Source organism: Gramella jeungdoensis, assembly GCF_023805255.1.
In the GTDB taxonomy this organism is placed as follows: Bacteria; Bacteroidota; Bacteroidia; order Flavobacteriales; family Flavobacteriaceae; genus Christiangramia; species Christiangramia jeungdoensis.
In genome coordinates, this window is sequence record NZ_JAMSCK010000004.1 from 477,261 (window position 1) to 490,744 (window position 13,484).

Sequence of the window (13,484 nt, forward strand, 5' to 3'; positions counted from 1 at the left end):
AAATTAGGTGAGATAATCCCTGACCAATTCCAGATTCGATTTATTTTCGGTAAGGATGAGTAAAATATCATTTTCCTGAACTTCTGTGTCTCCCCGTGGGGTAATAAAACTGTTGTCTCTGGTGATCATAGCGATGATAGCCCCACTTGGGATCTGGAGATCGACGATCCTCTTTCCAATAGCTATGGATCTCTCAGTAATTTCAATTTCCTGTAAATGTGATTTGGTCTCATCCATTAAAATTTTATCTACCGGAGACAACTTTTTTTCCGAAGAGGGCAATGAAACATGTAACCAATGGGCTACTTTGGCCAGAGTGGTCCCCTGGATTAAAACCGAACTTAGGGATACGAAAAAGACAATATTAAAAATTAAATTGGCCTTTTCGATTCCTGCGATTAAAGGATAAGTAGCAAAAACTATGGGAACTGCACCTCGTAACCCAACCCAGGACACGTATAACCTCCTTTTCATCTTCATTTTAAAAAAACTCAAACTGATAAGAACTGCTATAGGCCTTGCCACGAAGATTAGCATAGCCGCAATAGCTAATCCAATCCCAATCACTGGCACTACCTGAGTAGGAAATACAAGTAAGCCGAGTGTAAGGAATAAAATGATTTGCATAAGCCAGGCCAATCCATCGAACATTTTAATAATTGTATTCTTATGAATTAGATTATGGTTACCTAGATATACCCCACATAAGTAAACCGCCAGAAACCCATTTCCACCTATAAAGTCAGTTGCCGAAAAGGTGATAAACATCAGCGATATCACCAAAACAGGATACAATCCCTCAAAGCCCAGTTTAATTCTGTTAATCACTTTCTTACTAAGCCTGCCAAATCCAAATCCAGCTAATGCTCCGATTATAATTTGGAAAAAGAACATTGGAAGTATACTCCAAACCGAATCTGTGGGGTTTACAATAAGACTTAAAAAAGCAATGGTCAGGAAGTAAGCCATGGGATCGTTACTACCACTTTCAAGTTCTAAAGTGGGACGGAGATTGGATCTTAATGCCAGGTTTTTCGACCTTAATATAGAGAAAACTGCTGCCGCATCCGTAGAAGAAATAATAGCGCCTAATAACAGTCCTTCCATTAGGGAAAAATCTGTTATTTTCCAGGCAAAGACACCTATGCAAAGTGCCGTGATCAACACCCCAAGAGTTGAAAGTGAAATTCCCTGCCATAAAACGGGCTGAATGGTCTTCCACCGGGTGTCCAAACCTCCTGAAAAAAGAATAAAATTAAGGGCAACTATTCCAATAAACTGTGCGATCCTGGGTTCGTCAAAATGAATTCCGCCAATACCTTCCGAGCCTGCAAGCATTCCCACAGCGAGGAACAGAACCAGCGTGGGTACGCCAAAACGATAGGAAGTTTTTCCCGCCAGTATACTAATGAATAACAAAAGGGATCCTATAAGCAGGATGTTTTCTATGGTAATTCCCATGCGATGGTTGGATAATTACGGTTAATGATCGCTAAATGCGCCTGAAGATATAAATTTTCAGAAACTATAATCTATTTTTCTTCCTCCAGACTCTCAAGTATCTCTCGCGGTACAAATGCTGCTTCGTAATCAAATATCGTAACGTAAATCTTACGTTGAACACCAAGGGCCAGCCATTTTTTACTTCCTCATAAGGATTCAGGAGAATTGACTACTGCTTTGGTGGGTAATCCTTCTAAGAGATCATCTGTGATTAAAACATATCTTGAACTTTCTACTGAATTTTTCAACAAGCTTTGAGCTTCAGTTACCGGTGTGCCGAATAATTTTGTAAATCGAGCTATTCATATTGATCAAATTCTCCATAATACGCAATAAGTTTCAAAGAAGATTCGAGCTATTATCTCGATATTTAAGCATCCAAGAGGTGGTGTTAAATTGAATGTTGAAACCTATAAAAATAGACAAAGGGAACAATAATGATCTCATTAATTGGTCCCTTTGATTTGTCATATTGCAAACTGGCATTATCCAGTTCCTCAGCGGGTATATTCTCAACCTCGAGGGCACCCCGTTATGACATTTCAAACATAGAAAAATATATAGTACATTTTAGTTAAAAGCAACACTTTATCAATAATTTAACCTATGTCAAATAACATAAAATTAGACGGCTTCCAACAATAAGAGTTACGGAATTAAGATTGAGCAAATTGTAGAGCAGGCTTTTATTATTCACTCTTTAATTTATCCATTATTCTTCTACTTTCGACAGTATCATAAATAATTTTTAAATTCTTAATCTTAGCAGAATTATTAAAATCAATGATATCTACTACATCAAAATCTGCAATTTCATTGTTTTTCATAGTCCATTTGTAATTAAAAAAAAGAGCTATACTATTTGATTCAGGTGCCTCATAAATTCCTTTTATTTCTAACTGGGATTTCGTAGTGTCAGACATTAATTCTTTATAAAATTCCGAGGCTCTCATTTTTCCGTATAAAGGCGACTCCACCATTCCGTCTTTGGCAAATAAACCAATTATACCCTTTAAGTCTCCTTGTTCTAAAAATTCAATGTATTTGATGACAACTTTTTTGTTATTCATTTTGATCATTCTAAGTTTTTATTAATCGGTTTTTTATAATCACCTCGTTAATTTTTTTCAGCTAAATTCTTTAGCTCAAGTTGTATTCCTACAGGTCATCCAGGAATCAAATATTATAAAAACTAATAGAATATATAAATCCAGATCGCTCTTGCGACTCTAAAATTAAAAGTGCTACTAATAAATGCTACCAAAGCAATAATAAAAAACACTTTTAAAGGAGATAGATCCAATAATAACCAAAAAATAATGAGACTAGTAATCATTTCTGCCACTGCCAGGGCATAACTTACAAACATTGCTCCGAAGAAAAAACCTGTTTCTTTTTCAAATTTAAAATTACACACTTTACATCTTTCATTCATTTTGGGCATCTGGAATAAGAATATATTGCCTCTTCTATTGAAAATATTACCACTTTTACAATTAGGACATTTACCTTTTACTATATCAACAACTGCCATCATAATTTTATCAATTTAAATTGGCCAAATTACAACAGAAATTAAGAGGTAATCATACATTTTACACTCTCATTTTTGTACTTTTGAGACATTCCCTATGAAAACGACTGTTCTAGATATTGATCAATTTAAAAAGTCAAAAGTACTTAAGGACTTATATGTAAATTCATTTTCAAATCACATACAAACAAATAGAAATTTAATTAGTAAACCACATAGTCATAATTTCTATTTATGTGTGTTATTTACCGAAGGTACCGGAGTTCATGAAATTGATTTCACTTCTTACGAAATAAAACCGGGGAAAATATTTTTTCTAAAACCTGGACAAACTCACTTTTGGAAGTTTTATACAAAGCCAAATGGGTTTATATTTTTTCATTCCCAGGACTTCTATGAACTTAATTATATAACTCATAGTCTAAGCGCGTTCCCATTCTATTATTCCTATCAAAACCCACCTTTTCTAGATATTTCTCAAAATGATGGCGAGGTTTTAAATAAGTATCATAACTTATATAAGGAATATGTAGATTCTAAACTTTTTAGAGAATTGAAAATCATAAATATCATAAGTGATATTTACATTACTTTGACTAGAAAATATACGTCAAATGTTGATCTAACTGATTATTCACCTTCCAGTTATTTGAAAATCCTGGAGAACCTTGAAAACTTCATAGATAACCATTATGACGAACAAAAATTACCAAAATTTTATGCTAACAAATTAAATATCACTACTAAGCATTTAAATAGAGTAGTGAAAGAAACTGTTAATAAAACTACTAACCAATTGATTTCTGAAAGAGTTATTTTAGAAGCAAAGAGATTAATTATCCATTCTAATAATTCTTTATCTAGTATTGCGTTCACATTAGGATTTTCGGACTATGCTTACTTTTCCAGATACTTTAAAAATAAATCTGGCTTAACACCCAATGATTTTAGAAAAAGTTATGGGAAAATATAATTCGAGTTGAATATTAGGCAGGATAACGGTTCCTCTAAATAAAGGATATTCGCTGAAAATATGATTTTAGGAATCAAGAAATAAAATGTTAAGTCGAGGTTTTTTTATTACGATACAGGCTAAAAAACATTGCTGTTTCTTTGTTTCCCTCTTTTGTTTCTAAGGTTCATTTTAAGAAGTTACATTTTTAATTTCTCCAGTATTTCTCTTGGGGAGCACGCCGTTTCATAGTTAAATACGGTAAAATAGATTCTTCTAATATCCCCAAAAGCTTCACACATCTTATTCCCCCTAAGAAATTCGGGATTATTAATGACCGATTCTGTAGGTAAGCCTTCGAGAAGATCGTCGGTTATTAATACATATCTCGAGCTTTTTACTGCATTTTTCAGTAAGCGATGTGCTTCAATTACCGGTGTGCCAAACAGTTTTTTAAACCCCGCTAATTCATACTGGCCAAACTCCCCGTAATGAGCTATAAGTTTTAGAGAGAGCTGAAGATTTAATTTATATTCCTTATTGATGGCTGCCTGTTCTTTATGAAAATTCTCCAGCATTATTTCAAATTGCTTTAAAATTTCATTTGATTTTAATTTAGCTCCAAATTTATATAATAGTGTTGCGTCACCTTCAATTTCAGAGAGTTTCAAACTCAGAATGTTTTCTTTCAGCAAGGAACTAATTAACCTCTGAGCTATTTTTTGTCCTTCTACCAAATCAACGGAAGTGACAAATTGGGTAAAACCACTAATATCCGGTATGAGAATGTTACCGAAACCCGTTAACTGTTCCCCTTTAGGGATTGACTTACTGTCTATACGATTTTTCATGTCATTTAAAAGAAATCTGAAAAATGGGGTTAAGATAATGGTTCAGGGGAAGGATCTTTTTTAGGTTTAAAAGGATTTTCTGGTAAAGGAATAAACTCCTTGTTATCATCTTCGGGAAGTAAAATCCTTCCCTGCTTCCAATCTTCTTTAGCCTGTTCAATACGCTCTTTCCTAGAGGATACAAAATTCCACCAAATGAACCTTTCTCCTAATGGTTCCCCACCCAGTAACATTAGTTCACAATCTCCCTTCGCATGTATTACCGGATTTTTATTCATTTTGAAAACTATCATTTTCCCTGCTGAAAATGTCTCCCCTCCTATTTCCAGCTGTCCCTTTACAAGATAAACCGCCCGTTCTGAATAGTTTTTCGGAAGACTAAATTTAGTCCCATTCTCAAGCTTAACATGAATATAGAATAAGGGTGAATCTGTATTTACTTTACTTTTAATACCGTAAGCTTCACCCGCAATCAAACGCATCCAAAGACCCTTATCTGTATGCTCGGATAGTTGCGAGGGTTGATAATTAACAAAACTTGGCTCTACTTCTTCGATCTTTTCAGGCAGCGCCACCCAGGTTTGCAATAGTTCCAAGGAATTATCAGCCAACAGCCCCGCATTCTCGAATCGTTCAGAATGAGAAATACCTTTTCCAGCGGTCATCCAGTTTACTTCCCCAGGTTTAATAGTTTGCTTAATTCCGAGGCTGTCTCTATGAACCAATTCACCGCTGAAAAGATAACTTACAGTAGACAACCCAATATGGGGGTGCGGTAAAACATCAAGAGAGGTTTTAAATTTGCGATCTATCTGGACCGGCCCACCGTGGTCCATAAATATAAATGGGCCTACCATTCTTTTTTGACGAAATGGTAATATTCTCTTTACCTCCATCCCTTCCCCAATTGAGGCTTTTCTTGCATTAATAACCAGATCGATCATATTAAAACAATTTTCATAAGAATTTAAAATTGATGCGGTCTTCGCATCTTTCTTAAATTTAATTAATAATTAATTATCGAGGAAATTGATTATTATTACAATTCCTCATTTAAGTAAACAGTGCCATTTTTAGAAACAATTTTGGGAATATCAGCTGTATTCTCCAATACCTTATAAGCTTTCATCATATCAATCTCTGCCAATACTGAAAATTCTTTTACGGTAAGAGAGCTAAAGTTTGCAAATAAATTTTCAAGGCTTTTCTCATAATTTATCTTTCTAGCCTCCGGTTTGAGTTTAAGAATCCTTTTTTCGTATTCTTCATAGGGCCGGGACCCATAGACAAACTCCTCGGCTCCATTTGAAGTCCTGATGAATATACTTGGAAATCCTCGAAGGCCCATATTCCTGGCTAGTTTCAGGTCTGCCAGAAAAAGTTCTTCTGCTTTTCCATTGTTTATATCGGTTTCTAATTGTTGAATATCCAGTCCCGCAATTTTAGCGGCTTTCTCAATTACCTTCCATTCGGTTATATTCTTTTTATCCACAAAGAGCAATATTCTCAGATATCGTAAAAAAGAAACTGCTTTTTCCGGGTCCTGTATCTGAGCCCCTTTGAAGGCTCTGGAAGGAGGATATGAGGAATGTAGTGGATTTTCATGCCAGATATCACCATCGATAGGCATTTCATAATATTTACTTACTTCATCCCAGTGATCCGCTACATCCGCAGGTTTACTAATTCCACCACTATTATAATTCCAGTCCGGCAACAGCCCTCCCATATAATATTCAAAATCTATCAGGTGCCCATATTCCAATTTTAATTTACGAAGCTGCGGTTCAATCCCCCAGCAACTGGAACAAATAGGATCAGTAAAATATAATAGCCTTAGTTTATCATTGGGAATGCCTGTATTTTTTATTTTTTCATTTTGGATCGCAGATTCCGGAACTTCACAAACTCCGGTTTCAGGATCGCATATTAAAGGATTCTGATTATTCATAGATATTAGTATTAAAAGGCTTACTTCCATTAAAAAGTTGATCGGAAGTAAGCCTTAAATATTTTAATCCCATTTATTTTTTCTGGAAACGGCTAGCTTGCCCCCACCGGTGAAGAAAAGGGCCAATCCGCCAAAGAAGTATAAGGCAGGTAATTCAATCGCCCATCCTCCAGCTTTAGATAGACTGGTAATATCACCTAAATGGGCAATTAGAACAGCTACGAGCATGGTAGCCACATATACAAGCCCTGCCAATCTCGTTCTAAAGCCCAAAATCAAAAATATAGGTGCAATAATTTCTCCTATATAAACTCCATAAGCCAGGAAAGTTGGGCCATAGTCGTCTATCATGCCAGCTATTCCCGCAACTCCAGTGATCAGTTTTGCAATGCCATGGAATAACATGAGTACACCCAGACTGATTCTTAAAATAAGGAGTCCTACATTTACATTTCTCATTGATTCCATTTTATTGCTTAACAAATTGCAAGTGGGCAACGATATTCACATCTTTGGCAATTCCAGCACCCGTAGGATCATAATCTATATTATAATCAAGTCGATTAATCGTGGTTTCAGCTTTTAATCCAAGTTTTTCACCTTGATCAGTTTTCACCTTACCCCCATAGTAAAGATCAAAAACGACTTCTTTGGTAATACCTTTGATAGTTAGATCTCCAAATAAAAGGTAATGATCCAGCTTGCCTGTTTTAATGATCTCATTGCTTTTAAAACTCATTTCAGGATATTTCTCAACTTCAAAAAAGTCAGCACTCCTGAGATGTTGATCCCTTTTTTCAACGTTCGTATTAATACTCTCAACGTGAACGGTAAATTTAAATTTGGCATCACTTAATTCCTCCTCCTCGGTAGTGAGAGTACCGGAATAGTTAGTAAACTTACCGTTTACCATGCTAATTCCTGAATGCTCGATTGTAAAGTTTAAGGATGAGTGAAATGGATCAACTTTCCATTTGGTTTGAGCCTGCACATTGATGGCGAAAGTCACCATTATTAATAAGATTCCTAGTTTTTTCATTGTTTTGATTTTAATAATTATTGATTTATTGATTCTAATAAGGATTTAAGGTCCAATGGTTTTGTAATCATGTTGATCTCTCCATTGGCTTTATAAGGCCATTGGCCCTGAGGTCTGTCCCAATATAGTTCTACACCATTCCCGTCAGGATCCTGGAGATAGATAGCTTCCGAGACCCCATGATCTGAAGCACCAAGAATTTGGTATCCTGAATCCTGTAAACGCATATAGATCTGAGCGAGATCTTTTCTTTCAGGATACAGGAAAGCTACATGATACATACCCGCACTTTTTATAGGTGCTGGACCGGCGTTTTCACTATGCCATGTATTTAATCCTATATGATGGTGATACCCTCCTGCCGAAAGAAATGCAGCCTGGTCACCGTACATTGTGGTAAGTTCAAAACCTAAAAGGTCTCGATAGAACACTATGGATTCCTGTAGATCTGTAACTTTAAGATGGATATGGCCAACCTTGGTCTGGTTAGGTGCTCTATAATCCTGATCTATTTTGATCTTTTCTTTTAATTTCATCTTCATTGATTCTTTTTCACATTCATTTAAATACTGAAGTGTTAACTGGTTGTCACTATTTAACCTTAACCTATGCAACCAGTCAACTTCAGCTTTTTCTATTAGGACTGCTTTACCAGTTGGACCTCTCCAGAAAGATGGACTTCATCACCAACCATCACTCCACCAGCTTCAAGAGCAGCGTTCCAGTTTAATCCAAAGTCTTTTCTATTTATCTTACCATTTACAGAAAAACCTGCCTTCTCATTACCGTAAGGATCCTTCATTAAACCTCCAAATTCCAGATCCAGAGTAACCTCTTTTTGAACACCTTTAATACTTAAAGTTCCATTCAGGTTATATGCATTACCTCCCTTATTTTCGATGGAAGAACTCTCAAAGGTTAGTTTCGGATAATTGTTCACATCAAAGAAATCCTCACTTTTAAGGTGATCATCTCTGTCTTTGTTATTGGTTGAAATGGAGGATCCATCAATATCTACCAGTATTTTAGTATCGGTTAAATCCTCACCAGCATTCATCTCCACATCAAAGTCTGTGAATTCACCTTTTACGTTACTTATCATCAGGTGTCTAACTTTGAATGTCAATTCGCTGTGTACTGGATCCAGTGTCCATTTTCCTTGTACTTGTTCTAAAATTTTCATAATTCTAAATTTTTATTTTTTATCGCTTTATTTGTATATACAAATGTAGTACATACAATAGTTGTTACCATTGACATAGATCAATAAATAAAGTTGGCATGAGAACGCTTTAATTAGGAGAATTCATGGCAGCCAAACGTAAAAAAAACTTTAACTTAGAACTTTGTAGTTGTAGAGAATCCTTTTCAGACAAGGATTCAGAGCTGCAAATCCTCATAACAGCGATTAATTTTTCCGTAATGTTTGATGTCTTAGAAAGAAATATAAATGAATATATTAAGGTAAGTAGCGAGGAACTGGAATATGCGAAAAGTCTTTTTATTCCAAAAAAACTTCGAAAAAAAAGAATCATATTACAAGAAGGCGAATTTTGTACTTACACAATATTTGTGGAAAAAGGATTATTGCGAAGTTACTCGATAGACAAAAAGGGTAACGAACATATTCTCCAATTTACCCCCGAAGGATGGTGGACTGCAGATCTATATAGTTTTTTTTCAAAGGAACCTTCCAATTATAATATTGAAGCTCTTGAGGACAGTAAACTTTTATTATTAACCAATGAAACATGGGAACTGTTACTGAAAGAGGTTCCGGCTTTTGAAAGGTATTTTCGCATTCTCATTCAAAATAACCTTATTGCTACCCAGCGTAGGCTTATAGGTACCATCAGTACGACCGCTGAAGAACGTTACTTGAAACTACTAAAAAACTTTCCTGATATCGTCCAGAGAGTTCCTCAACATATGATCGCTTCCTACCTCGGAATTACCAGGGAAACTCTCAGCCGTATTAGAAGCCAGATCGTTTCTGGTTAGATCATAAACTTCCGATTATATCTTGCAATAGGATTGTGACCTATATCAATGGAAAGCTTCCACCTCTCCATTAGTTTTGTACTGTAATAGATTGATCCAGTTCTTTTAAACCGATTAAGACCTGGTATAACCTTTAAAATTTACAGTTATGAAAAATATCTTGATCGCCATCAGCCAACCAGAAGATGCAAAACAACTTATTTCCCAGGCTGTAAAAATAGCACAGGATACCGGTGGTAAACTATGGATAGTACATGTTACCGAAGCTAATCCTGATGATTTTCTGGCACGTGAAGCTGGTCCTCAATATATATATGATAAAAGGGCTGAAACACGAAAAAAAGCAAAAACTTATGTAGATGAGCAAGCCATAAAGATTAATTCAGAGTATGGAATTTCTGCCGAAGGACTGGTTATCCAGGGAGCTGTGGCTAAAACCATAAAGGAAACCGTTGAAAAATATAACATTGATCTTGTAGTAGCGGGGCATCGTAAAAAGGATTTTCTATACAGTCTTTTTACCGCGAACAGAAAAAAGGATCTTGTGGATGAATTAAAGATTCCATTACTGGCAGTACCGCTTCAAGTTCATTAAGATCAAACTCAGGAAGCTAGCCCTACATAGCTTTCTTCCCTTTAACTTGACCTGCAGGGAAATATCCATCCGGCATCCTTATTGCCCACGGTGCTGGATGGTGATCCTATGCTTTTCTCAAATTACTCAAAATCAACTTCATGATCAAGCAGTTTATTTTAGGCCTAACTTTAATTTTCCTATCACCGCTTCATGCTCAACAACTTCAGGTAAAAGAAAAATTGGGTAACGCTTCAGAATCTATTAATGATGGATTCATAGAATTAGAAGTCTCAGGTGGTACGCCCCCCTACCATTTCAAATGGTCTGATCAAAATACACCATTAAAATCCAATTCCGCGTACAATCTTACCGAGGGTGTTAAGTATGATGTAAATATAATTGACTCTCAAGGAAATTCTATAAGCAGGACTTACAAGATCAAACCTGATTTTATTGCCGAACATTTTAATGGTGCCGCTGTACCCGCAGTAGAAAAGCTTAAAAGTATTCTTTTCTGGGACCCATTCAGTGCTATCGGAATTTATGATCCTACGGTCTACGCAGATAAAAAAAAGGTTCCCATAACGGGATGGGCTCCTTCGGTCAATGATCGCTATACATTAACAAAATGGCTTGTTCCTGACGGTGAATATGTAGAAGAAGGCGAAAATATAGCCGTTGTTCATTCAGGAAAAAATGGCTATATACAGATAAATGCAAATACATCTGGCACCTTAAAACATTTGGTATCCACCCAAGAAATTATTTACGATTCGGAAGATAAAGAGGATGTCATCGAGGTGGGAGCCCATAATCTTGCCGAAATAGAATATCTTGAACCAGTTCCTATTACCTACCCTAATGGTGAACCTAAAAAGCATTCTATTCCACTTATAGTGATCTGGCTTATTTTAGGAGCGGCTTTTTTTACCGTGAAAATGGGATTCATCAATTTCCGGGGAATCAAACATTCTATCGATCTGGCCCGGGGCAAATTTGATGATCCTGATGCACCGGGTAAGATCACTCATTTCCAAACCATGGCTACGGCAATTTCAGCTACAGTTGGATTGGGAAATATAGCCGGAGTAGCTATTGCTATTTCTATGGGAGGAGCTGGCGCAACCTTTTGGATGATCATTGCCGGACTCTTAGGCATGTCTTCTAAGTTTGTCGAATGTACCCTGGGATTAAAATACCGAATAATTACGTCTCAAGGAAAGATTTTTGGGGGGCCAATGAACTATCTACGGTATGGATTGGAGAGAAGGAATCTCAGGGGTCTAGGAAAGGTTCTGGCAGTTTTCTTTGCTATTTTATGTGTTGGAGCTACTCTTGGCGGAGGGAATATGTTTCAGGCCAATCAGTCCTTTGAGATCCTTGCGGGTCAGTTCGAATTCATGAAAGGTAATGGTTTCTATTTCGGATTAGCTTTGGCTGCGCTGGTAGGTGCGGTAATAATAGGTGGAATAGAAAGTATAGGAAAGGTTACCGGGCGCATCGTACCATTAATGGCTGCTGTTTATGTAATTTCAGCACTGGTGGTAATCGGTGTGAATATAGAAAATTTGGGACCAGCTGTTTCAGCAATTTACAATGGTGCCTTTAATGCTACTGCATTAAAAGGTGGTGTGATCGGGGTAATGATTGTTGGATTCCAGAGAGCTGCCTTCTCAAGTGAATCCGGAGTAGGATCTGCCGCAATCGCTCACAGTGCCGGTAAGACCAAGCACCCGGCATCAGAGGGCTTTGTGGCTCTGATGGAGCCTTTTATTGATACCGTGGTTATCTGTACATTGACCGCTCTAGTGTTGATTTTTACGGGGATGCATGAGGTCCAGGGAATGGGCGGAGTACAGTTAACCTCTAATGCTTTTGCCACCGTAATATCTTGGTTTCCATATGTCCTTTCGATAGTAGTTTTCCTATTTGCATTTTCAACTATGATCTCCTGGTCATATTACGGTATGAGGGCCTGGACCTATCTTTTTGGAAAAAGCAATAAGATCGAACTTATTTACAAGGTAATATTCCTAATCTTTGTAGTGATTGGTGCTTCTGTTGGTTTAGGAGCGGTCCTGGATTTTTCAGATATGATGATACTCACCATGTCATTTCCAAATATCATAGGGCTATACATCATGTCCGGAGAAGTAAAGAGTGATTTAAGGAGTTATATCTCCAATTTAAAAAAAGGCAAGATTGGCCCAGAGGAGAATAACATCTCCAGGGCAGCCTAGTTGACTTGTTCTATGTGTGAAACGAAGCCCCGATAGAATTCTATTGGGGTTTCTTTTTGACTGAGGAAAGATTAATGTGACATTTATCACACTTCGATATTATCATATATCATTGTAGACCGGATAATTGCTTAGTAATTTTAGAATGTAAAATTATATAGTAATTAAAAACATTTAAGATGAAAATAGCGCTTATAGGTGCCACAGGATTTGTAGGAAAAGAAATTTTAAATGAAGCTATTCAAAGAGGTCACCAGGTTACGGCAATAGCCAGAAACCTAAAAAATATACTTTTGCCTGAAGGCGCCAACAAAATTGGTTTGGATGTAAATGACATTGCTAAATTGACTGAAGCTTTAAGGGAACACGACATTGTGGTGAGTAGTTATAATCCGGGATGGGAGAACCCTAATATTTATGAAGAATATCTCAAGGGTGCTTCGGCTATTCAACAGGCCACAAAGAAGGCCGGTGTTAAAAGACTATTCGTCATAGGTGGTGCCGGAAGTCTTTTTCTAAATGAGAGAACTCGGGTAATTGACGATCCCAAGTTCCCCAAAGAAATAAGACCCGGCACTCTGGCAGCAAATGAATACCTGGAAATTTTAAAAAGGGAAAAGGAACTTGATTGGACCTTTTTTAGTCCGGCATTAGGGATGGCCCCTGGTAAACCACAGGTACGCAGAGGTACCTATCGAAAAGGTTTTGATAAACCAGTTTTCGACGAAAATGGAAAAAGTGAACTATCGGTACAAGATGCTGCAATAGCAATAATAGATGAAGTTGAAAATGCACATCATCTCCGGGAAAGGTTCACCGCAGGATATTAATTAAAA

The 13,484-nt window shown here is 36.7% G+C and carries 15 protein-coding genes; 5 read left to right on the plus strand and 10 right to left on the minus strand.

The genetic code is table 11. The features are described 5' to 3' along the window. Positions 1-3: 3 nt before the first annotated feature. The 3 genes from NE848_RS13130 to NE848_RS13140 form a co-directional block, all read right to left on the minus strand. Complete coding sequence (locus tag NE848_RS13130; protein ID WP_252114319.1) at positions 4-1,461, minus strand: potassium/proton antiporter; 1,458 nt, start codon at positions 1,459-1,461, stop codon at positions 4-6. A 731-nt stretch (positions 1,462-2,192) separates the two neighbouring features. Beyond that, positions 2,193-2,573, minus strand: coding sequence for a nuclear transport factor 2 family protein (locus NE848_RS13135; protein WP_252114321.1), 381 nt, complete (start codon positions 2,571-2,573; stop codon positions 2,193-2,195). 122 nt (positions 2,574-2,695) lie between these two features. Next, a complete protein-coding gene (locus NE848_RS13140; RefSeq protein ID WP_252114323.1) occupies positions 2,696-3,040 on the minus strand; it encodes a DUF983 domain-containing protein in 345 nt (114 codons plus the stop codon). A gap of 94 nt (positions 3,041-3,134) precedes the next feature. Here NE848_RS13140 and NE848_RS13145 point away from each other — a divergent pair, with 94 nt between their 5' ends. Then, positions 3,135-4,010 carry an AraC family transcriptional regulator gene (locus tag NE848_RS13145; RefSeq protein ID WP_252114325.1) on the plus strand — a complete coding sequence of 292 codons (876 nt, stop codon included), beginning with the start codon at positions 3,135-3,137 and terminating at the stop codon, positions 4,008-4,010. A gap of 179 nt (positions 4,011-4,189) precedes the next feature. Here NE848_RS13145 and NE848_RS13150 read toward each other — a convergent pair whose 3' ends face one another. The 7 genes from NE848_RS13150 to NE848_RS13180 all read right to left on the minus strand — a co-directional run bounded on the left by NE848_RS13150 (position 4,190) and on the right by NE848_RS13180 (position 9,013). Beyond that, complete coding sequence (locus NE848_RS13150) at positions 4,190-4,840, minus strand: DUF2652 domain-containing protein (RefSeq protein WP_252114327.1); 651 nt, start codon at positions 4,838-4,840, stop codon at positions 4,190-4,192. A 29-nt stretch (positions 4,841-4,869) separates the two neighbouring features. Then, a complete protein-coding gene (locus NE848_RS13155) occupies positions 4,870-5,784 on the minus strand; it encodes a pirin family protein (protein WP_252114329.1) in 915 nt (304 codons plus the stop codon). Between the two features lie 95 nt (positions 5,785-5,879). After that, positions 5,880-6,791: a DsbA family protein gene (locus tag NE848_RS13160; protein WP_252114331.1), complete on the minus strand. Its 912-nt coding sequence runs from the start codon at positions 6,789-6,791 to the stop codon at positions 5,880-5,882. A gap of 63 nt (positions 6,792-6,854) precedes the next feature. After that, entirely contained in the window at positions 6,855-7,250 is a 396-nt protein-coding gene (locus NE848_RS13165) for a DoxX family protein (RefSeq protein WP_252114333.1), read from the minus strand. Between the two features lie 10 nt (positions 7,251-7,260). Beyond that, complete coding sequence (locus NE848_RS13170) at positions 7,261-7,830, minus strand: YceI family protein (RefSeq protein WP_252114335.1); 570 nt, start codon at positions 7,828-7,830, stop codon at positions 7,261-7,263. 17 nt (positions 7,831-7,847) lie between these two features. Further along, positions 7,848-8,372 (minus strand): VOC family protein, encoded by a 525-nt coding sequence (locus NE848_RS13175; RefSeq protein WP_252114337.1) that lies wholly within the window; start codon positions 8,370-8,372, stop codon positions 7,848-7,850. A 95-nt stretch (positions 8,373-8,467) separates the two neighbouring features. Further along, entirely contained in the window at positions 8,468-9,013 is a 546-nt protein-coding gene (locus NE848_RS13180) for a YceI family protein (RefSeq protein ID WP_252114339.1), read from the minus strand. 239 nt (positions 9,014-9,252) lie between these two features. Here NE848_RS13180 and NE848_RS13185 point away from each other — a divergent pair, with 239 nt between their 5' ends. From NE848_RS13185 to NE848_RS13200, 4 genes are all read left to right on the plus strand, one after another. After that, positions 9,253-9,831: a Crp/Fnr family transcriptional regulator gene (locus NE848_RS13185; RefSeq protein ID WP_252114341.1), complete on the plus strand. Its 579-nt coding sequence runs from the start codon at positions 9,253-9,255 to the stop codon at positions 9,829-9,831. Positions 9,832-9,979: 148 nt separating this feature from the next. Further along, on the plus strand, positions 9,980-10,426 hold the full coding sequence (locus NE848_RS13190; protein ID WP_252114343.1) for a universal stress protein: 447 nt from the start codon (positions 9,980-9,982) through the stop codon (positions 10,424-10,426). 140 nt (positions 10,427-10,566) lie between these two features. Then, positions 10,567-12,648, plus strand: coding sequence for an amino acid carrier protein (locus tag NE848_RS13195; protein WP_252114345.1), 2,082 nt, complete (start codon positions 10,567-10,569; stop codon positions 12,646-12,648). A 179-nt stretch (positions 12,649-12,827) separates the two neighbouring features. Next, the gene (locus NE848_RS13200; RefSeq protein ID WP_252114347.1) at positions 12,828-13,478 is read left to right on the plus strand and encodes an NAD(P)-dependent oxidoreductase; all 651 of its coding nucleotides are present in this window, start codon (positions 12,828-12,830) and stop codon (positions 13,476-13,478) included. Positions 13,479-13,484: the final 6 nt, after the last annotated feature.